Source organism: Actimicrobium sp. CCI2.3, from assembly GCF_035019065.1.
Classification (GTDB): Bacteria; Pseudomonadota; Gammaproteobacteria; order Burkholderiales; family Burkholderiaceae_D; genus Actimicrobium.
The window spans coordinates 109,300-129,422 of sequence record NZ_JASJWR010000003.1 but is presented as its reverse complement, the minus strand read 5'-3'; the positions used below and the strand labels follow the sequence as shown (position 1 = coordinate 129,422).

Below are 20,123 nucleotides of genomic sequence, written 5' to 3'. Positions count from 1 at the left end.
TCAGGTGTTGCTCGCGTCGTCGCCCAGCCAGTAGCGATTGATATCAGTGAGGCCCCACTTGCTGGCCTCTTCCCGCGCAACAATTTTGTCGCTGCTATTGGCTGCAGCCAGGTCCAGCAAAACTGGCGTGATGTGACTCATCGTCTTGACGCTATAAAACACGCGCACCTTCGGCAACAGCAACTTGCCATCCTGCTGCTCAACGACCACACCCAGCTGTCCCGACGCCATCCGCACCAGCGTGCCAACCGGATAAATGCCGATGCTGCGTACGAACGCCTGAAACACGACCGGGTCGAAATGGCCATCACTCCATTCAGCCATCTTGCTCAGCGATTCGGACGGACACCAGCCTTGCTTGTAGGGCCGGTTCGATGTAATCGCATCATAGACATCGCACACCGCACCCATGCGCGCATGAAGGCTGATCTGATCGCCTTTGAGCCGGTGCGGATAACCGCTGCCGTTCATTTTTTCGTGGTGATGCAGGCAGACATCAAGGGCAATCGGGCCGATACCAGTCGCCTCCAGCAGCATCGCGTACCCCGCGGCAGGATGCTGTTTGACTGAAACAAACTCGTCATCGGTGAGCTTGCCGGGTTTGTTCAGAATCGTCGATGGCACGGCCATCTTGCCGATGTCGTGCAATAGCCCGGCCAGCCCGAGTTCGCGCGTGGTCGCGTCATCCAGCTTGAGCTGGCTGGCAAGAGCAATCATCAGCGCACAGACCGCGACCGAATGCATGTAGGTGTAATCATCGGCCGTCTTGAGGCGGGCCAGGCCGATCAGGGCACCGGGATTGCGCATGATCGAGGCGGCAATTTCCTCGACCAGCGACATCGCGTTCTGGGCATCGATCGCCTTGCCCATGCGCGCTTCGGTGAACATCGACAAGACGGCTTCGCGCGACTTGTTGACAATGCTCGTCGCGCGCCCGACCTCTTCGGCCATCGAAACGCGTGTGACATGACGGTAAGCCATTGGCGCGGCCGGGGTGTCAATGACCAGCGGGGGAACCACCGCAACCAGACTTTCCTCGTCCACAGCACAGGCATGTGGCGAGGGCACATCGTCGCCCTTGTCGGTGTCGATCCAGGCTTCTTCGATGCTGCTCTTGCTGATTTTTGCCAGCATCATCGCATCTTCCAGCAAAAACGATTTTTTGAAAAAAGGTGTTTCGAGCCAGGACGCACACAGTTCGTGGATATACATGCCTGGCACAAGTGCGCCAACGGGAAGTTTTTTTAACATGCTCTCACACTGACTCATCATCGAATAAAGGGGGTGAGCAATAGTACCAAGTACCAGCGATCAAGCGGAAATTATAGTCCCCTCGATGACTTACCTCTCAGCGACAAACTGCCGCAGCAACCGGTTGACCAGCACCGGTTGCTCGTGGACGATCCAGTGCGAGGCATCGGCCACGCGTTCGATCTGCAAATCTGCGATGAACTGATCAAGCCCGTCCAGCAGTGTTTTGGGCAAGGCAAAATCGGTCTCGCCCCAGATCACGCGAGTGGACACCGACACACGAAAGGCCGCCGGGTCCAGCGTCAGTTTCAACGGTCCCGGATGATCCGGCGTCGGTGGATGCAATGGCGAAGCGCGGTAATAGTTGACGCCGCCGCGCAAGCCGTGCCGCCAGCAGGCGTGATAGCGCTCCCTGACTGCGTCGGTAAACCACAACGCCGGTGGCTGACCCATGCCATTGAAAAAACCGTCCAGCAACGCGAAGTCGTTTTTCTCCAGCGCTGCCTCGGACCCCTCGGCACGCAGCCAGTTCATGTAATCGCTGGACGCTTTCTGATGCGCATCGGTTGCCAACGCCTGCATGAACAGGTACGGATGCGGCGAATTGATAATGATCAGCTTGTGCAGCAACTGCGGCAAGGCGATCGCCAGGTTCCAGGCAATCGCCCCACCCCAGTCATGCGCGACCAGAATGCATTGCTCATACCCGAGGTGACCGATCAGCAGCCGCAGGTCATCGACGATATGGCGCGCCTTGTACGACGACAGATCGGGTGGCATGTCCGATAAATTGAAGCCGCGTAAATCCGGCGCGACCGCAAAATGCGTGCTGCCAAACTCGTGCAATTGCGCTTCCCACTCACCCCAGAATTCCGGGAAGCCATGCACGAACAGGATCAGCGGCTGGCCCGGCTGGCCGGCGCTGGCGTAATGCAGGCGCGTGCCATTGTCGAGCGCAGCAAACTGGTTGTCGCGGATCGCGGCCGCCATGATTACGCTCCTGCTTTCAGTTTCGCCTGCAGCATGTCACGCACATGCTCGGCACCGGCATACGGGTCACCCGGATTGGTCTGGGTGATGATGTCTTCCATCCGTTTTTGCACATGACCAAGCGCTTGCGGATGCGAATACACATAGAACTGATCGCTGCCAATCGCCGCGAACGTCATCTCGGCAACCTCAGCCGCCGTGACCTTGCCGGAATTGACCGCCTTGTCCGACATCGCCTGCGCCGCCAGTTGGCTCACTGTAGGACGCGCACTCATGGCGACATCATCAGGCCGGTTGCGATGCGATTGCGAAATCCCGGTCGGCACGAAATACGGGCACAGCACCGACGCGCTGATTGGCGCATCGACTAACCGCAAGTCCTGATACAGCGATTCGGTCAGCGACACCACCGCATGCTTGGAAACGTTATAGACCCCCATCGTCGGCGCATTGAGCAAACCAGCCATCGACGCGGTATTGACGATGTGGCCTTCGTAGTCTGGATCGCTCTTGGCGCAAGCGAGCATCAATGGCGTGAAGATGCGCACGCCGTGGATCACGCCCCACAGGTTTACACCAAGGACCCACTCCCAGTCGGCCTGGGTGTTTTCCCAGACCAGCCCGCCCGAGCCGACACCGGCGTTATTGAACAGCAGATGGACGGCGCCAAAACGCGCCATCGTCGCATCGGCCAGCGCCTGGATTTCGTTGGCGTGACGCACGTCGCAGCGCACTGCCAGCACCTCGGCACCGAGCGCTTCGAGTTCGGCCTTGACGCGATCGAGTGCATCCTGCTGCACATCAGCGAGCACCAGCTTCATGCCCAGACGTGCGCCGATCAGCGCAAATTCGCGGCCGAAGCCGCTGGCACCACCGGTGATGACGGCTACACGATTGGTAAAATTTTTCATGCTGTCTCCGTGATTTTTTGAGTGAAAGGAAAAAAAATCAGATCAGCTTGACCAGCTGCTTGCCGAAGTTCTTGCCCTTGAGCAGACCCATGAACGCTTCCGGTGCGGCCGCCAATCCTTCTGCAATCGATTCGCGGAATTTCAGCTTGCCGGTGGCGACCAGCATGCCGAGTTCTTTCAAGCCTTCAGGCCACAGGTCGATGTGCTCGGAGACGATGAAGCCGCGTATCGTCAGGCGCATCGTCAGGATCATGCGCACATTATTGAGCACCATCGGTTCGCCGTTGTAGCCCGCGATCAGGCCGCAGACTGCAATCCGGCCGAACGCATTCATGCGCGCCAGAGCGGTATCGAAGACCACGCCGCCGACGTTTTCAAAAATCGCATCGATGCCGTCCGGCGTCGCGGCGGCCAGATCGGCGGCAAAGCTCGGCGACTTGTAGTCGACGCAGGCATCGAAGCCGAGTTCCTTGACCACGTACGCACATTTTTCGGGACCACCGGCAATGCCGACGGCGCGGCAGCCGCGCAGTTTGGCGAGCTGACCGACCACGCTGCCGACCGCACCGCTGGCCGCCGAGACGACGATGGTTTCGCCCGCCTTCGGTTGCATGATCTGGGTCAGGCCAAGCCAGGCGGTCATGCCGGGCATGCCGACCGAACCGAGATACGCCGACAGCGGGATATGGGTGGTATCGACCTTGCGCAATGCCTGGCCATCGGAGACCGTCATTTCGGCCCAGCCGGAGCCGCCCACGACCTTGTCGCCAACCGCGAATTTCGGGTTCTTGCTCTCGACGATTTCGCCGACGGTGCCACCTATCATGACGGTGCCCAGAGCCTGCGGTTCGGCGTAACTCTTGCTGTCTTCCATGCGACCGCGCATGTACGGGTCGAGCGACAGATAGTGATTGCGGATCAGCACCTGGCCATCGGTGATGACCGGCACAGCGACTTCTTCAAGCCGGAAATTGTCAGCAGTCACATTGCCGGCAGGACGGGATGCGAGGACGATCTGACGGGTGGTAGTTGTGGTAGTCGTGGTAGTGGTCATGCTGGACTCCTTGTTCAGGGAATGAATGTGTGATCAAGCTTGCGGCCGGCGGCGCGCTGCTTGAGGAATTTGAAAGTACCCATCGCGCGGGCTACCAGCAGGTCACCGTTGCGGAGTTCACCTTCGCAAAAGACGAGTGTGGTGGCGCAATGGCTGGCCCGGCCGATGGCAATGATGCGGCTACCCGGATGGCCAGCCGGTTGCAAAAAACTGGTGTGCATGTCGACGGTGACGGCACCGCTGGCAGCCGGGTCCAGCGAGCGACCGGCCAGCGCCATGACGACATCGAGCAAGGTCATCGTGACGCCGCCATGACCGACTTGCCAGCTATTCATGTGACGGGTGCCGAGGGTCAGCGCGACGCGGGCTTCGCCGTCCATCGCACCGAGAAACTCGACCCCCATTTCGTTCAAAAACGGGATCTCGTTCGGAAACGGCCTGGCAACCGTCCAGTCCATCAGATCGCCGACACGCCACCATCGACCGCCAGAATCTGGCCGGTGATGTGCTTGCCGGCGTCGGAGGCAAACAGGACCGCCGCACCCTTGAGGTCTTCGTCGTCACCGAGCCGGTTGAGCGGCGCGTGGCTGGCCATTTCTTCCTTGCCCAGCGTGGCCAGCAAACCCTTGGTCATTTTCGACGGAAAAAATCCCGGTGCCAGCGCATTGACGGTAATGCCATGCCCGCCCCATTCGCCCGCCAGCGTGCGGGTGAAGTTGACCACCGCTCCTTTGGACGTGTTGTAGGCAATGGTCTGCATGCCGGGTGGATTGCCGGACAAACCGGCGATCGAGGCGACGTTGATGATGCGGCCATAGCGACGCGGAATCATCGAGCGCTTGCCGACGGCTTGCGAGAGCAAAAAGATGCTGCGGATATTGAGGTTCATGACCTTGTCCCAGGCCTCGACCGGATGGTCTTCGGCTGGCGCACCCCAGGTCGCACCGGCGTTGTTGACCAGGATATCAATATGGCCAAGGCGGTTCAGCGTCTCGGTAACCAGCGCCTCGACAGCCGCTTCCTGCGACAGATCGGCAGCAATGGCAGAGGCGTTGATGCCCAGGCTTTTCAGATGGGCGACGGCGTCATCGAGTTCGGTCTGCTTGCGCGCCGACAGGACGATGGTCGCGCCCTGCTCGCCAAGGGCTTCGGCAATTTGCAGGCCGAGGCCGCGCGAACCGCCGGTGACCAGTGCGGTTTTGCCGTCGAGGTTGAACAGTTGCTGGGGTGTGCGCATGCGGTCTCCGTATTGTTATGGTGATGGCTAATAAAATCTGAGGTCAGAGGGAGGAAGTCACGGCGACTTCCACCAGCACATCCATGCAGTGCCGCGTGGCGCGCACCGCACCGATGAACGGCTTGGTCGCGACATGCAGCGGATGGGACTGGTAATCATCGAGCGAATGGACGCTGTCGAATTCGGAATACAGCAAGATGTCGCACGTGCATTCGAGACCCGGCTGGGCCAGCGAGACCTCGAACTTGAGAATGCCGGGCACCAGTTCCTTGCAGCTTTCCAGCAGCGCCTGCATTTTCAGCAAATTGGTGGCCTTGTCGGCGCCTTCGGCTTCGTCCTTGAGGGTCCACATGACGATGTGCTTGATCATTTTTTTCTTTCCTAGAACCACGCATCCTGCATGTCGAGCGTGGTCGTGTCGAGGCTGGCCAGCAGATCGAGTTGCGCATTGATCTTTGGCAGCTCCCATTGGTAAAAGTACAGGCAGGCCTGCAGTTTACCCCGGTAGAAATCGGCGTCGTGCGACTGCTCTTTATCAACAGCCAGCAATGCCTGTTCCAGCCAGATCCAGGCGACCACGGCGTGACCAAATGCTTCGAGGTACAGCGAGGCATTAGCCAGCGTCCGGTTCAGGTCGCCGGCGGCATGCAGCGTCGCGGTAACGGTGACGATGCGCTGCCATGCGGCTTGCAGTGCGCCAGCCTGAACAGCCAGTGCTGGCTCGGCGGTCGCACGCTCGACCGTCTGTTTGATTTCGGCACACAGTGCGTGCAAGGCCGCGCCGTCCTGCATCGCCACTTTGCGCCCGAGCAGGTCCAGTCCCTGAATCCCGTGGGTGCCTTCATGAATCGGATTGAGCCGGTTGTCGCGATAAAACTGTTCGACGTTGTACTCGCGGGTGTAGCCGTACCCGCCATGAACCTGAATGGCCAGGTTGTTCGCTTCGAGGCACCATTGCGACGGCCAGGACTTGGCGATCGGCGTCAGGATATCGAGCAGCAGCGTTGCACGAGTGCGCTCATCCGGCGCGGCAGTGCGCTCGTCATCGACCAGTTTCGAGCAGTACAGCGCCAGCGCCAGGCCGCCTTCCACATACGATTTTTGCGCCAGCAACATGCGCCGCACATCGGTGTGTTCGATGATCGGCAACTGCGGCATGGCCGGGTCCTTGGCTTGCGGCGCGCGACCTTGCGGACGATTGCGGGCGTAGTCGAGCGCGTGCAGATAACCGGTATAGCCCAGCATGACCGCACCGAGACCAACGCCGATGCGCGCCTCGTTCATCATGTGGAACATGTTGGCCAGGCCCTTGTGGACGGTCCCGACCAGATAGCCAATCGCGCCCGCCTTGCCCTGCGGCGTGAACTTGCCTTCGCCAAAATTGAGCAGGCAATTGGTGGTGCCGCGATACCCCATCTTGTGATTCAGACCGGCCAGCACGACATCGTTGCGCTCGCCCAAAGTGCCATCGGCATTGACCAGTATCTTTGGCACGATGAACAGTGAAATGCCTTTTACGCCGGGGATCAGTTTGCCATCCGGACCGGGCACTTTCGCCAGCACGAGATGGACGATGTTTTCTGCCAGTTCGTGTTCGCCGGCCGAGATCCACATCTTGTTACCGGTCAGGCGATAGCTGCCGTCGGCTTGCGGTTCAGCGCGGGTGACGATGTCCGACAGGCTGGAACCGGCCTGCGGTTCGGACAGGCACATCGTGCCAAAAAACCGGCCGGTCAGCATCGGCTTGACGAAGGTGTCGATCTGCTCGGGCGTGCCGCATTTCATCAGCGTGTTGGCATTGCCGATGGTGAGAAACGGATACGACGAGGTGCCGACATTGGCCCCCTTGAAATACGCGAAGCCGGCTTTCTCGACCACGCACGGCAGCTGCATGCCGCCGTTGTCGAAATCCTGACCAGCGGCCATCAGGCCGGCTGCGCTAAAGGCATCGAGCGCGACCTTGACATCACCAATCATGTGCACGGCGGTGCCATCGAAATGCGGTTCGTTCTGGTCACTCTTTTTATTGTGGGGCGCGAACAGATCGACAGCGATGCGTTCGCAGGTGTCGATGGCCGCGTTGAAGGTATCGGCCGAGTGGTCAGCGAAACGTTCACGCTCGGTCAGTGTCTCGACATGCAGCCATTCGTAGAGCAAAAAATCGAGATCGCGACGGGACAAAATCTTGGATTGCATCTGAGGCTCCGGCAAGGAATCAATTGCACGCGATCGAATCGCCTGCAATTGAACAGGGTTTTACAAGACCGCCTTAAATCACTTCAAACAATCCCGCCGCGCCCTGCCCGCCACCGATGCACATCGTCACGACGACATACTTGACGCCACGACGTTTGCCTTCGATCAGCGCATGACCGGTCAGGCGGGCACCCGACACGCCGTACGGATGACCAACTGCAATCGCACCGCCGTTGACATTGAGGCGATCAAGCGGAATGCCGAGCGTGTCGGCGCAATACAGCACTTGCACGGCGAAGGCTTCATTGAGTTCCCACAAGCCGATGTCCTCGACTTTCAGGCCAGCTTTTTTCAGCAACTTCGGAATCGCATAGACCGGGCCGATACCCATTTCGTCCGGCTCGCAACCGGCGATTGCAAAGCCGCGATAAATGCCCAGCGGGGTCAGCCCGCGCGCTTCGGCGACTTGGCTGTTCATGAGGATGGCGACGGAAGCACCATCCGAAAACTGGCTGGCATTGCCCGCCGAAATCACGCCGCCGGGGACCGCGCTGCGGATCTTCGAGACGGCTTCATAGGTCGTGTCTGCACGGATACCTTCATCGGCCGAGATCGTCACTTCGCGGCTGACCAGCATGCCGGTGGCCTTGTCGGCGACGCCCATGATGGTGGTCATCGGGGCGATCTCTGCATCGAACTTGCCGGCCAGCAGGGCGGCATGCGCACGCTGCTGGCTTTGTGCGCCGTAGGTGTCCTGGCGCTCGCGGCTGATGTGGTAGCGCTTGGCGACGGTCTCGGCGGTTTGCAGCATCGGCCAGTACAGCTCCGGCTTGTTTTGCTGCAGCCAGACTTCGCGCAGCATGTGGGTGTTGGCTTCCTGTTGCACGCAGGAGATCGACTCGACACCGCCGGCAGCGTAGATATCGCCTTCGCCGGCAATGATGCGCTGTGCTGCGGTGGCGATGGTTTGCAGGCCCGACGAGCAGAAGCGGTTGATGGTCATGCCTCCAGTGGTGATCGGACAGCCGGCACGCAAGGCAATCTGGCGCGCGATGTTGCTGCCGGTGGCACCTTCAGGAGTCGCACAACCGATGATGACGTCTTCGACTTCACCGGCATCGATGCCGGCGCGCGCGATCGCGTGCTTGAGTGCGTGACCGCCCAGCGTGGCGCCGTGGGTCATGTTGAACGCGCCTTTCCAGGATTTGGCAAGAGCGGTACGTGCGGTAGATACGATGACTGCGTCGGTCATTTAGGTCTCCTGAAAGGGATGGAAGCGGGCTGTCGGTGCGATTGGTACTGCAACGGGAATCGAGAATAGCATGATTAAGTACGGTCGTTCGCAAATTATTCCGTGGCAGTAAAAGTGAAAACCCGGCCGCAAGAATCCCGTAAGTTTGACATCGCACACTGCGATGCCACTACCCGGCAGTATCCGTTCATGTGCCACCGGCGGGCGCATGACGAGACAAAACAGACCATCAGGAGACCATATGGCTAGAGCAGCGCCGGCATCGCGCAAGATCACTCCGAAGCAGCGTAAAGTCATTTTTGCGGCGTCGCTGGGCTCCCTCTTCGAGTGGTATGACTTTTATCTGTATGGCGCGCTTGCGGTCATCATCGCCAGGCAATTTTTTGCCGGCACGGACGACAACACCGCATTCATTTTTGCGTTGATGGTGTTTGCTGCCGGCTTTATCGTGCGGCCGTTCGGCGCGCTGGTATTCGGCCGTCTCGGCGACCTGATCGGTCGCAAAACGACTTTTCTGATCACGATCGTACTGATGGGTGCGTCGACTTTTCTGGTGGGTATTTTGCCGAACTATGCCGCTATCGGCATTGCCGCGCCCATCGTCCTGGTCACGCTGCGCATCGTGCAGGGCCTTGCGCTGGGCGGCGAATATGGTGGTGCAGCGACGTATGTGGCCGAGCATGCGCCCGACGACCGGCGCGGTGCATTTACCGCCTGGATCCAGAGCACCGCCACGCTGGGCCTGTTCCTGTCGCTGCTGGTGATCCTCGGCACGCGCACCGCAGTTGGCGAAACTGCCTTTGCACAATGGGGCTGGCGCGTACCATTTCTGCTCTCCGTCTTTCTGCTGGCGGTGTCGGTCTGGATTCGGTTGTCGATGGACGAATCACCCGCCTTCACGCGCATGAAAGCCGAAGGCAAGGACTCGAAGACACCGCTGGCGGAAGCCTTCGGTCAGTGGAAAAACCTGAAGACCGTGATTTTCGCGCTGATCGGCCTGACTGCCGGACAAGCCGTGGTCTGGTACACCGGCCAGTTCTATGCGCTGTTTTTTTTGACGCAAACGCTGAAGGTCGATAGCTCGACGGCGAACATCCTGATCGCCGCTGCCCTGCTGATCGGCACACCGTTCTTCCTGATCTTCGGATCACTGTCGGACAGGATAGGTCGCAAGCCAATCATCATGGGCGGCATGCTGATTGCGGCATTGACCACTTTTCCGCTTTTTCATGGACTGACCCACTACGCCAATCCGGCACTCGAATCCGCACTGATCAATTCGCCGGTCGTCGTCACCGCCGACCCGTCGACCTGCCAGTTCCTGTTCAACCCGACCGACACCAAAAAATTTACCTCGTCCTGTGATCGGTCGCGCACCGTGCTGGCCAATGCCTCGGTCAATTATCGCAACGTCGCCGGTCCGTCCGGTTCGCTGGCCTCGATCACCATCGGCAACAAAATCATTGAGGGATATGACGTCGATATCCTGTCGCCAGACGACGCGGCGGCCAGGGAAAAGGCTTTCAAGAAGGAAGTCGGTGAAGCGATCAAGGCGGCCGGCTATCCATCCCGAGCCGACCCCGACCAGATAAATACGCCGATGGTGCTGCTGTTGCTGACGATCCTGATGATTTACGTAACGATGGTCTACGGCCCGATCGCCGCGATGCTCGTCGAAATGTTCCCGACCCGGATTCGCACCAGCGCGATGTCGCTGCCGTATCACCTCGGAAACGGCTGGTTCGGCGGCTTGTTGCCAACCACCGCCTTTGCGCTGGTGGCTTACAAGGGCGACATTTATTACGGTCTCTGGTATCCGGTCGTGATTGCGGGTGCCTGTTTTGTCGTTGGCATGTTGTTCGTCAAGGAAACCAGGGGGAAGGATATGTATGCGGAGGATCGCTGAGGAGGCGGTGCAATGCCCTTCGGTTATTGCACCCTTGTATTGTGGTTTTGACGTTGGTTTTGACGTTGGTTTTGACGTTGACGTTGAAGTAGCCTTTGACGTGTTCCGCATTGAGGCAGCTGCCAAAAACGGTAGTCAGGCAAGGGATAAGAGGGGCGCATGTCTGAGCGAAGCGAGTTTGCGACCCTCCCCTTGACTGACTACCGTTTTTGGGAACCCGAAGGGCAGCCGCCTCGCGGTCGCCTTTTTCTTGGTTACTTCTTTTTGGCGAAGCAAAAAGAAGTAACCGGCTGCCGGGCCGTCCCCGGCTAGGTCGTGGCGGAGTGCCTAATGTTTCAGCATCCGATGACCGTGGCAGGTAAGGGTATTGAATACCTCGACCAGTGCATTTGGTGCAATGCCCTTCGGTTATTGCACCCTACGAGAATGAGCGGGTGGCGCACCGACATCCATCCGTAAGTTGCCATAAACGGAGGGTATTGCACCATGTACACCGACGACGGTCCCACATCCTCGTACTACTCACAACCACCATTTCCCAGCAAAATATCTCCCACTTTTTATTCCCGAAAACCCAATCAATCCGATGCAGGCGGTATCATGCGGGTCACTTTTCCCACACTGGCACGCTCCATGAAAACTCCTGTCCGCTTCGGCACCCCGCTCTCGTCCAACGCCACCAAAGTCATGCTGCTCGGGTCCGGCGAACTGGGCAAGGAAGTCATCATTGCGTTGCAACGACTGGGCGTCGAAGTCATCGCCGTTGACCGCTATGCCGATGCCCCCGGCCAGCAAGTTGCCCACCGCGCGCACGTGATCAACATGGCCGACGGCGACGCATTGGCTGCGCTGATCGCGCTGGAAAAACCGGATCTGGTCGTCCCCGAAATCGAAGCCATCGCCACCACCCGCCTGATGGAACTCGAACAAGCCGGCGAAGTGACGGTGATCCCGACCGCACGCGCTGCCTGGCTGACGATGAATCGCGAAGGCATCCGCCGTCTCGCTGCCGAAGAATTGCACTTGCCGACCTCGCCGTATCGCTTCGCCGACAGCAAGGCCGAGCTGCAGGCGGCGTGTGCCGAGATCGGTTTTCCGTGCATCATCAAGCCGGTCATGTCGTCGTCCGGCAAAGGCCAATCGAAGCTTGATGGCCCCGATGAAGTTGCGGCCGCCTGGGATTACGCTGCGGCCGGTAGCCGCGTTGATGCCGGTCGGGTCATTGTCGAGGGCTTCATCGATTTCGAGTACGAAATCACCCTGCTGACCGTGCGCTCGCTCGATGAACACGGCGTCGTCATCACGTCCTTCTGCGAGCCGATCGGTCATATCCAGGTCAATGGCGATTACGTCGAAAGCTGGCAGCCGCACCCGATGGCGTCGACGGCGCTGGTCAATGCGCAAGCCATTGCCAAGGCGGTCACCGACAACCTTGGCGGACGCGGCCTGTTCGGCGTTGAGCTGTTCGTCAAGGGCGACCAGGTCTGGTTCTCGGAAGTCAGCCCGCGTCCGCATGACACCGGCATGGTCACCATGGCCAGCCAGGTGCAGAGTGAATTTGAAATCCACGCCAAGGCCATCCTCGGCCTGCCCGTCAATGTCGCGTTAAAAGCACCAGGTGCATCGGCAGTGATTTATGGCCGTCATGATGCCAAAGGCATCGGCTTCGATGGTGTCGCCAATGCGTTGCGCATCCCCGGCACCGACATCCGCCTGTTCGGCAAGCCGGAGTCCTTTGCGCACCGGCGCATGGGTGTCGCGCTGGCTGTCGCTGCCGATATCGAGACGGCGCGCAACAACGCCAAAGCGGCTGCTGCCAAGGTGATTCCGGTCCTGCCCGAAGCCTGACAGGCCCCGCCAAACGGCAATGCAAAAATAACCTATAGTCGGTACTCCTTTCAACGAACAAAAATAATCACCATGAAATTTGATGTCGCCATCGTCGGCAGCGGACTGGCCGGATTGTCCGTCGCCTTGCACCTCGCAAAAACCCGCAAGGTCGTTGTCATCTCCAAGCGCGAACTGCTCGACGGGGCCAGTAACTGGGCCCAGGGCGGCATTGCCGCAGTGCTCGACTCCGGTGACAGCTACGCCGAACATGTCGCCGACACACTGGTGGCCGGTGCCGGGTTGTGCGATGAAAGCGCGACCCGCTTCATCATCGAACATGGCCGCGAAGCGATCGAATGGCTGATCGAACAAGGAGTGCCATTCACCCGTGACGACACCGCCGAACTGGGTTTTCACCTGACGCGCGAGGGCGGCCACAGCCAGCGCCGCATCATCCACGCGGCCGATGCGACCGGCCATGCGGTGCAAGTCACGCTCGAACAGATCGTGCGCAACAATCCGAACATCACGCTGCTCGAACATCACTACGCCATCGACGTGATCAAGTCGAACAAGCTGCCCGGCGGCGGCGAAGAACCGCATTGCCTCGGCCTGTACGTGCAGGACGTCAAGAGCGGCAAGGTCAGCACGATTGCGGCCGACCACACGGTGCTGGCCACTGGCGGTGCCGGCAAGGTCTACCTGTACACGACCAATCCGGACACCGCGACAGGTGACGGCATCGCGATGGCCTGGCGCGCAGGTTGCCGCGTCGCCAACATGGAATTCATCCAGTTCCATCCGACCTGTTTGTACCACCCGTATGCGAAATCATTCCTGATCACCGAAGCCGTACGCGGCGAAGGCGGCATGCTGAAATTGCCCGCTGCCGCCGGGGACGCCGCTGGTACGCGTTTCATGCTGGAACAGGACGAGCGCGCCGAACTCGCACCGCGCGATATCGTTGCGCGCGCCATCGACGCCGAAATGAAAAAACGTGGCCTCGATTACGTCGACCTCGACATCAGCCACAAGTCACCGGAATTTTTGCTAGAGCATTTTCCGACCATCCTGGCGCGCTGCCTGGAACTGGGTATCGACATCACCAAAGAGCCGATCCCGGTCGTACCGGCTGCGCATTACACCTGCGGCGGCGTGGTCACGGACCTGTCCGGACGCACTGACTTGCCGGGCTTGTACGCCGTAGGCGAGACGTCCTACACCGGCCTGCATGGTGCCAACCGGCTGGCCAGCAATTCACTGCTCGAATGCATCGTGCTCGGTCGCGCCGCGGCGCAATTCATCGAACAGCAACCGGCCCGCACAGAAATCCCGCTGCCCGCCTGGGATGAAAGCCGCGTCAACAATGCTGACGAACAAGTCGTGCTGTCGCACAACTGGGACGAGCTGCGCCGCTTCATGTGGAATTACGTTGGCATCGTGCGTACGACCAAGCGGCTCGAACGCGCCCAGCACCGGATTCGTTTGCTCAAGGAAGAAATCGACGAGTACTACGCGCACTTCCGGATCACGCGCGACTTGCTGGAATTGCGCAACCTCGTCGAGGTGGCGTCGCTGATCGTGCACAGCGCGCTGTCACGGCGCGAAAGTCGCGGCCTGCATTTCAGCCGGGACTTTCCGGATACCTTGCCGAAGGCGCTGCCGACGGTGCTGTCGCCGGACTGGCGCTAACGCCACCAGTCAAGTAGGGTGCAATAACCGAAGGGCATTGCACCCAACGCTCCGGCACCGCACAATCAAAAAGGTCAACGGGAACGCTAGTCTGGCCGCAGTAATACGACATAGGACACGCTTGCCAACGAACGACCCGAGCCGGCGATGAATTCTTCAAAGCGGGGTCCGCGCACTAAAAACTCCACCACCCGAAAATCACCGCGAAACTGCCATCGGCCAGCGGCTTCTTTGATGAATATCGGAAGTTTTTCGCGCTGTAACGCAAAGTGCCGGCTAGCAGGAGTGGTTTTGGGACCTTGACCACACAGCACCACTGCTGGTGCTGCTGGACTGAACTTCAAAGTCAGGCAAGCTGCGACCAACCTGCCATCTACGCTTGGCAGACAGGACACCTTGCTACCGCCGAGTACATCATGAATCTCGTCTCGCGTGTAGCACTCGCCGATCGTGAACACGATGGGCAATGACGCGACTGGGATTCGGTTCTGCGTGGCGGATGAAATAGGAACGCTACCCAACCTTGTGGTCTTCGCGCTTTGCATCTTCCATTGCCCCCGGTTCCAATTCCTCGGCCGAGCGGTTGAGGTATATGAATAGTCCCCACGAAGCCAGCAGCACGCCGACTCCCACCAACATGCTGGCGGCGTACATGAGTTGTATGGGATCTTCTTGCGCTTTGAAGGTGGCGACCAAGCCTTCAATGGACAGCGACACCACAATGACCACCAGGAACCGTGACAAAAATCGGCGAACCCTGGTCGGAGCGCTGATGTCGGCGTCGCGAATGACCTCTTCTTCAATGATCGTTTCGGCGATTTGCAGAGCGACGACGGCGACTGTCAATATCCCTAGCGCCCCGATAACTGCCTGCGCTGCAGCCCGGTCCCAAGTACCCACGACGGCCAACCATCCCATATGGGCAGCAATGGCAATCAGCATGAGCGCAGCGCAGGCAAACAGACACGCCATCAAGCCATGAAGAAGTCCGAATAAACGCAAGAGTATTTTCATGGTGCCATCATGGCATAGATGTGCAGATGGTTGATCGAGGGATGCCCACACCATTAGGAAAAAATAGCTCACCAAGGATTTCTCCCGGGTTGCTCAGCGGTCGCTACTGGACGAGTAGCGTCGAGTGAGGAGCACCACGATATCGGCTAGATAGCGCAGTCAGGTAGGGTGCAATAACCGAAGGGCATTGCACCGAATGCACTAGATAATCCGCAACGAATAATCCGTCGCCCGTACATCCTTGGTCAGACTACCAATCGAGATCCGGTCCACACCGGTTTCGCTAATCGCACGCACGGTATCAAAATTGATCCCGCCCGACGCCTCCAGCAATGCAGCGCCGGAGGTGAGCACGACAGCTTCACGCATCTGCTCCAGCGAAAAATTATCCAGCAATACCGAGCGCGCACCCGCCGCCAGCGCTTCCTTCAACTGATCGATCGATTCGACCTCGATCTGTATCGTCACGCCGGCGTTCAACGCAAAGGCTTTTTCCATCGCCAGCCGCACGCCACCTGCAGCGGCAATATGGTTTTCCTTGATCAGGATGCCGTCATACAAGGCCAGTCGCTGGTTCGCCCCGCCACCGACCCGCACCGCATATTTTTGCGCGAGCCGCAGGCCGGGCAAGGTCTTGCGGGTATCAAGAATACCGGCGGGGGTACCGGCGACCAGATGGACGTAGCGCCGGGTCTGGCTGGCTACGCCGGACATCATCTGCAAGAAATTCAGTGCGCTGCGTTCGCCCGTCAGCAACGCCCGCGCCGGTGCTTCGATCTGGCAAACCACGCTGTCAGCCCGCATCAATTCGCCTTCGTTGTAATGCCAGTCGATACGGATGCGCGCATCCAGTTGCGTCATCACCGCCTCGAACCACGGTGCGCCGCACAGCACCGCTACCTCGCGCACGATCACACGCGCTTGCACGATTGCCTCGTCGGGTACCAGCAAGCCGGTGACGTCACCGCTGCCGACATCTTCTTCCAGTGCCAGCGCAACATTAGCGTTCAGCGCGGCGACCAGCGCAGGCTCGAAAGGCGCGAACGGATTGACGAGGTTACTCATGCTGGTCCAATCCCTGAAAAAAGTTGCTGTTCCTGCGCGAGGTCGGCAGACGGCCGCACGTTGGCTTTCTTTTGCGCGGCAAAATCAAGCATGCGGTCGATGCAGACTTTGGCCTTGGTGCTGATGACAGGATCGACATCGATCGTGTTACCCAACGATTCAAGAACGTCAGCCAGATTCTGCAAACCATTCATGGCCATCCACGGACAATGCGCACAGCTCTTGCACGTCGCACTATTGCCGGCGGTCGGCGCTTCGATGAAGGTCTTGCCGGGAGCAGCCAAACGCATCTTGTGCAGGATGCCGTTGTCGGTGGCGACGATGAAGGACTCGACGCCCGGTGTCAATGTCGCGGCGATCAGTTGCGAGGTTGAGCCGACCACATCAGCCAGCGCCACCACCGCAGCGGGTGACTCGGGATGGACCAGCACCATCGCCTCCGGATGTTCGCTGATCAGCAATTCCAGTTCGACGCCCTTGAACTCGTCATGCACGAGGCACGATCCCTGCCACAACAGCATGTCGGCACCCGTCTGTTTCTGGATATAGCCGCCAAGATGTTTGTCCGGTGCCCACAGGATTTTTTTGCCCTGTGCGTGCAGGTGCGCGACGATGTCGAGCCCGATCGAGGAGGTCACCATCCAGTCGGCTCTGGCCTTCACGGCGGCACTGGTGTTGGCATAGACCACCACGGTGCGGTCCGGATGGGCATCGCAAAAAGCGGCAAATTCATCGGCCGGGCAACCCAGATCAAGCGAACAGGTGGCATCGAGGTCGGGCATCAGCACGGTCTTTTCCGGACTGAGAATTTTGGCGGTTTCGCCCATGAACCGGACGCCGGCGACCACCAGTGTTTTGGCCGGATGGTCGCGTCCGAAGCGCGCCATTTCGAGTGAGTCCGAAACGCAGCCACCGGTTTCTTCGGCCAGATCCTGCAAGTCGGCATCGACGTAATAATGGGCCACCAGCACGGCCTGTTTTTCGATCAGCAGGCGCTTGATGCGTTCTTTCAAGGCGACTTTTTCGGCAGGTGTCGGCGTGACTGGCACGCGGGCCCAGGCTTGCGCGCTGCAACTGGTGCCCGATTGCATTTGCGGGCGTTCAAATTCGATGGTCTGGATGGCTGGCGTAGGCATGGATTCGACGATAAAAAAGAGGGGCGAGAAAAGAGAGGACCACCGCATTTTAATGGGCTTTGCCCGGGATGGCACCAATTGCTGCAGGCTCACCGGCGCGGCACCGGGCGAAATGCCGAACGGTATCGCAAATATCACTCACGCTATGTGGGCTGGACCGGCAACGAGTCAACCAACCCGATGCTATCCTGCAATCCGAATCAGGCAGGTCGCGACCATAGTTCGTCGCCTCCTGATCAGCCCACCCACCAGGAAAGCCCATGAGCGCCACTGCAGACACCACTATCCATCACGACCCACGCGGTTTGTCCGACCGCTTCGCCTTTAGATTTACCAAGTTCCTGCGCTTTCTGGCAGACGTGTTTTTTGCCAAACGGTATGGCCACCGTGCAGTGGTACTGGAAACTGTCGCTGCCGTACCCGGCATGGTCGGCGGCTTGCTTCAGCATCTGAAAGCCTTGCGTTTGATCAAAGACGACAACGGCTGGGTCCACACGCTGCTCGACGAAGCCGAAAACGAGCGGATGCACTTGATGACCTTCATTGAAATCGCCAAGCCAACCGGCTTTGAACGACTGGTGATTTTTGTGACGCAACTGGTGTTTTACAACTTGTACTTTTTCATCTACCTGTTCTCGGCCAGGACCGCACACCGCATCGTCGGCTATTTTGAAGAAGAAGCGTTTTACAGCTACACCGAGTACCTGGCGGGCATCGACAACGGCGAGCACGAGAACATCCCGGCACCGGCCATTGCCATCAAATACTGGAAGCTGCCACCTGATGCCCGCCTGCGTGATGTCGTCATCGCCGTGCGTGCTGACGAGGCCGGTCACCGTGATGTCAATCATCGGTTTGCCGACGAGCTGAGCTGATCCGGGCGCACATTGCGCACACGTAAAACCGGAGCGCGCTGCGCTCCGTTTTTACGTGTTGACCGATCCGGACAACGCGTTAGTCAATACCCTGGCTAGCCAGATAATTTTCGTACGTTCCCTGATAATCGACGATTTCGTTTTCCTTGACTTCGAGAATGCGCGTGGCCAGCGACTGGACGAATTCGCGGTCATGCGAGACGAAGATCAGCGTGCCGGTATATTTTTCCAGCGCGACGTTGAGCGACTCGATCGATTCCATGTCCATGTGGTTGGTCGGCTCATCCATCAGCAAGACGTTATGCCGGCCCAGCATCAGCTTGCCAAACATCATGCGACCTTTTTCGCCACCCGACAGTACCTTGACCGGCTTCTTCACATCGTCGCCGCCAAACAGCAAGCGGCCGAGAATCGAGCGCACGGCCTGATCGTCATCGCCTTCCTTGGTCCACTGATCGATCCATTCGGTCAATGTCTTGTCGGTCGCAAAGTCTTCGGTCGGATCCTGCGGCATGTAGCCGACGTTCGCATGCTCGGCCCATTTGATCTTGCTGCCAGCATCGCCATCGAGTCCGCACAACTCCGCACCGCCCATGCAACGCAACAAGGTAGTTTTACCGGCACCGTTGGCACCAATGATGGCGATACGCTCGCCCGCTTCGACCATGATGTCGAATTTCTTGAAGAGGGTGCGGTCGTAGGTCTTTGACAAACCGGCGATCTCGACGGCCTGACGATGCAGTTTCTTTTCGCCGTCAAAACGCACGAACGGATTGGCCCGGCTCGATGGCTTGAGGTCTTCGACCTTGATCTTGTCGATCATCTTGGCGCGCGAGGTGGCCTGGCGGGCTTTCGATTTGTTGGCCGAGAAACGACGTACGAACTCTTGCAGTTCGGCGACCTTGTCCTTGGCTTTCGCGTTGACCGACAACTGCTGCGCGCGGGCTTGCGACGACGCGAACATGTAGTCGTCGTAATTGCCCGGATAGACTTTCAGCGTGCCGTAATCCATGTCGGCAACGTGGGTGCAGACCTGGTTCAGAAAATGGCGATCATGCGAAATGATGATCATGGTCGAGTTGCGCTCGTTGAGCACATCTTCAAGCCAGCGGATCGTGTTGATGTCGAGGTTGTTGGTTGGTTCGTCGAGCAGCAGGATGTCCGGATTCGAGAACAGTGCCTGGGCCAGCAAGACGCGCAATTTCCAGCCGGGGGCGACGTTGCTCATCGGGCCTTGATGCTGGTCAATCGATACGCCCACGCCGAGCAGCAATTCGCCGGCACGGGCTTCGGCCGTGTAGCCATCGTATTCGGCAAAGCGCGCTTCGAGGTCGGCGGCTTTCATGTAATCGTCGTCGGTGGCGTCCGGGTTCGCGTAGATCGCGTCACGCTCGGCCATCGCTGCCCACATTTCGGTGTGCCCCATCATGACGACATCGAGTACGCGCATTTCCTCGAAAGCGAACTGATCCTGGCGCAATTTACCGAGGCGTTCGTTGGTGTCGAGCATGACGTTACCCGCTGACGAATCGAGGTCGCCGCCAAGGATTTTCATGAAGGTGGATTTGCCGCAGCCGTTCGCGCCGATCAGGCCGTAACGGTTGCCATCGCCGAACTTGACGGAAATGTTTTCAAATAATGGCTTGGCGCCGAACTGCATCGTGATGTTAGCGGTAGAGAGCACTGATTAAATCCTTACGAACGTATTTGAAAT

General features: G+C 59.0%; 17 protein-coding genes. 4 read left to right on the top strand and 13 right to left on the bottom strand.

The annotated features are described in order from the left end of the window. From QN370_RS02980 to QN370_RS02940, 9 genes are all read right to left on the bottom strand, one after another. Nucleotides 1-1,251, bottom strand: coding sequence for an HD-GYP domain-containing protein (locus QN370_RS02980; RefSeq protein WP_322125651.1), 1,251 nt, complete (start codon nt 1,249-1,251; stop codon nt 1-3). A 90-nt stretch (nt 1,252-1,341) separates the two neighbouring features. Beyond that, nucleotides 1,342-2,241 carry an alpha/beta hydrolase gene (locus tag QN370_RS02975; RefSeq protein WP_322125650.1) on the bottom strand — a complete coding sequence of 300 codons (900 nt, stop codon included), beginning with the start codon at nt 2,239-2,241 and terminating at the stop codon, nt 1,342-1,344. A 2-nt stretch (nt 2,242-2,243) separates the two neighbouring features. After that, complete coding sequence (locus tag QN370_RS02970) at nt 2,244-3,152, bottom strand: SDR family oxidoreductase (RefSeq protein ID WP_322125649.1); 909 nt, start codon at nt 3,150-3,152, stop codon at nt 2,244-2,246. Nucleotides 3,153-3,189: 37 nt separating this feature from the next. After that, nucleotides 3,190-4,206 (bottom strand): NADP-dependent oxidoreductase, encoded by a 1,017-nt coding sequence (locus tag QN370_RS02965; RefSeq protein ID WP_322125648.1) that lies wholly within the window; start codon nt 4,204-4,206, stop codon nt 3,190-3,192. A 14-nt stretch (nt 4,207-4,220) separates the two neighbouring features. Continuing rightward, on the bottom strand, nt 4,221-4,664 hold the full coding sequence (locus tag QN370_RS02960) for a PaaI family thioesterase (protein ID WP_322125647.1): 444 nt from the start codon (nt 4,662-4,664) through the stop codon (nt 4,221-4,223). After that, nucleotides 4,664-5,443 carry an SDR family oxidoreductase gene (locus QN370_RS02955; RefSeq protein ID WP_322125646.1) on the bottom strand — a complete coding sequence of 260 codons (780 nt, stop codon included), beginning with the start codon at nt 5,441-5,443 and terminating at the stop codon, nt 4,664-4,666. The genes QN370_RS02960 and QN370_RS02955 overlap by 1 nt, the downstream gene beginning before the upstream one ends. A 43-nt stretch (nt 5,444-5,486) precedes the next feature. Beyond that, on the bottom strand, nt 5,487-5,813 hold the full coding sequence (locus QN370_RS02950; RefSeq protein WP_322125645.1) for a Dabb family protein: 327 nt from the start codon (nt 5,811-5,813) through the stop codon (nt 5,487-5,489). A gap of 11 nt (nt 5,814-5,824) precedes the next feature. Further along, nucleotides 5,825-7,639 (bottom strand): acyl-CoA dehydrogenase, encoded by a 1,815-nt coding sequence (locus QN370_RS02945; protein ID WP_322125644.1) that lies wholly within the window; start codon nt 7,637-7,639, stop codon nt 5,825-5,827. Nucleotides 7,640-7,712: 73 nt separating this feature from the next. Then, nucleotides 7,713-8,891: an acetyl-CoA C-acyltransferase gene (locus QN370_RS02940; protein ID WP_322125643.1), complete on the bottom strand. Its 1,179-nt coding sequence runs from the start codon at nt 8,889-8,891 to the stop codon at nt 7,713-7,715. A 241-nt stretch (nt 8,892-9,132) separates the two neighbouring features. On the opposite strand from QN370_RS02940, the gene QN370_RS02935 reads away from it, so the two are divergent. The 3 genes from QN370_RS02935 (at nt 9,133) to nadB (ending at nt 14,319) form a co-directional block, all read left to right on the top strand. Then, complete coding sequence (locus tag QN370_RS02935) at nt 9,133-10,797, top strand: MFS transporter (protein ID WP_322125642.1); 1,665 nt, start codon at nt 9,133-9,135, stop codon at nt 10,795-10,797. 633 nt (nt 10,798-11,430) lie between these two features. After that, nucleotides 11,431-12,645: a formate-dependent phosphoribosylglycinamide formyltransferase gene (purT, locus tag QN370_RS02930; protein WP_322125641.1), complete on the top strand. Its 1,215-nt coding sequence runs from the start codon at nt 11,431-11,433 to the stop codon at nt 12,643-12,645. Nucleotides 12,646-12,717: 72 nt separating this feature from the next. Then, complete coding sequence (gene nadB, locus QN370_RS02925; RefSeq protein WP_322125640.1) at nt 12,718-14,319, top strand: L-aspartate oxidase; 1,602 nt, start codon at nt 12,718-12,720, stop codon at nt 14,317-14,319. A 513-nt stretch (nt 14,320-14,832) separates the two neighbouring features. On the opposite strand, the gene QN370_RS02920 is transcribed toward nadB, so the two are convergent. From QN370_RS02920 to nadA, 3 genes are all read right to left on the bottom strand, one after another. Continuing rightward, nucleotides 14,833-15,333 carry a hypothetical protein gene (locus QN370_RS02920; protein WP_322125639.1) on the bottom strand — a complete coding sequence of 167 codons (501 nt, stop codon included), beginning with the start codon at nt 15,331-15,333 and terminating at the stop codon, nt 14,833-14,835. Between the two features lie 201 nt (nt 15,334-15,534). Further along, nucleotides 15,535-16,398, bottom strand: coding sequence for a carboxylating nicotinate-nucleotide diphosphorylase (nadC, locus tag QN370_RS02915; RefSeq protein ID WP_322125638.1), 864 nt, complete (start codon nt 16,396-16,398; stop codon nt 15,535-15,537). Beyond that, nucleotides 16,395-17,534: a quinolinate synthase NadA gene (nadA, locus tag QN370_RS02910; protein ID WP_322125637.1), complete on the bottom strand. Its 1,140-nt coding sequence runs from the start codon at nt 17,532-17,534 to the stop codon at nt 16,395-16,397. The genes nadC and nadA overlap by 4 nt, the downstream gene beginning before the upstream one ends. A 260-nt stretch (nt 17,535-17,794) precedes the next feature. On the opposite strand from nadA, the gene QN370_RS02905 reads away from it, so the two are divergent. After that, the gene (locus QN370_RS02905) at nt 17,795-18,409 is read left to right on the top strand and encodes an alternative oxidase (protein WP_322125636.1); all 615 of its coding nucleotides are present in this window, start codon (nt 17,795-17,797) and stop codon (nt 18,407-18,409) included. 79 nt (nt 18,410-18,488) lie between these two features. Here the strand turns inward: QN370_RS02905 and QN370_RS02900 are convergent, their stop codons facing one another. Continuing rightward, entirely contained in the window at nt 18,489-20,093 is a 1,605-nt protein-coding gene (locus QN370_RS02900) for an ABC-F family ATPase (protein WP_322125635.1), read from the bottom strand. Nucleotides 20,094-20,123 lie beyond the last annotated feature (30 nt).

Bases quoted from the DNA above. Each gene is read 5' to 3' on its own strand.
- QN370_RS02980 (WP_322125651.1), bottom strand. From the start codon at position 1,251: ATGTTAAAAAAACTTCCCGTTGGCGCACTTGTGCCAGGCATGTATATC.
- QN370_RS02975 (WP_322125650.1), bottom strand. From the start codon at position 2,241: ATGGCGGCCGCGATCCGCGACAACCAGTTTGCTGCGCTCGACAATGGC.
- QN370_RS02970 (WP_322125649.1), bottom strand. From the start codon at position 3,152: ATGAAAAATTTTACCAATCGTGTAGCCGTCATCACCGGTGGTGCCAGC.
- QN370_RS02965 (WP_322125648.1), bottom strand. From the start codon at position 4,206: ATGACCACTACCACGACTACCACAACTACCACCCGTCAGATCGTCCTC.
- QN370_RS02960 (WP_322125647.1), bottom strand. From the start codon at position 4,664: ATGGACTGGACGGTTGCCAGGCCGTTTCCGAACGAGATCCCGTTTTTG.
- QN370_RS02955 (WP_322125646.1), bottom strand. From the start codon at position 5,443: ATGCGCACACCCCAGCAACTGTTCAACCTCGACGGCAAAACCGCACTG.
- QN370_RS02950 (WP_322125645.1), bottom strand. From the start codon at position 5,813: ATGATCAAGCACATCGTCATGTGGACCCTCAAGGACGAAGCCGAAGGC.
- QN370_RS02945 (WP_322125644.1), bottom strand. From the start codon at position 7,639: ATGCAATCCAAGATTTTGTCCCGTCGCGATCTCGATTTTTTGCTCTAC.
- QN370_RS02940 (WP_322125643.1), bottom strand. From the start codon at position 8,891: ATGACCGACGCAGTCATCGTATCTACCGCACGTACCGCTCTTGCCAAA.
- QN370_RS02935 (WP_322125642.1), top strand. From the start codon at position 9,133: ATGGCTAGAGCAGCGCCGGCATCGCGCAAGATCACTCCGAAGCAGCGT.
- purT (WP_322125641.1), top strand. From the start codon at position 11,431: ATGAAAACTCCTGTCCGCTTCGGCACCCCGCTCTCGTCCAACGCCACC.
- nadB (WP_322125640.1), top strand. From the start codon at position 12,718: ATGAAATTTGATGTCGCCATCGTCGGCAGCGGACTGGCCGGATTGTCC.
- QN370_RS02920 (WP_322125639.1), bottom strand. From the start codon at position 15,333: ATGAAAATACTCTTGCGTTTATTCGGACTTCTTCATGGCTTGATGGCG.
- nadC (WP_322125638.1), bottom strand. From the start codon at position 16,398: ATGAGTAACCTCGTCAATCCGTTCGCGCCTTTCGAGCCTGCGCTGGTC.
- nadA (WP_322125637.1), bottom strand. From the start codon at position 17,534: ATGCCTACGCCAGCCATCCAGACCATCGAATTTGAACGCCCGCAAATG.
- QN370_RS02905 (WP_322125636.1), top strand. From the start codon at position 17,795: ATGAGCGCCACTGCAGACACCACTATCCATCACGACCCACGCGGTTTG.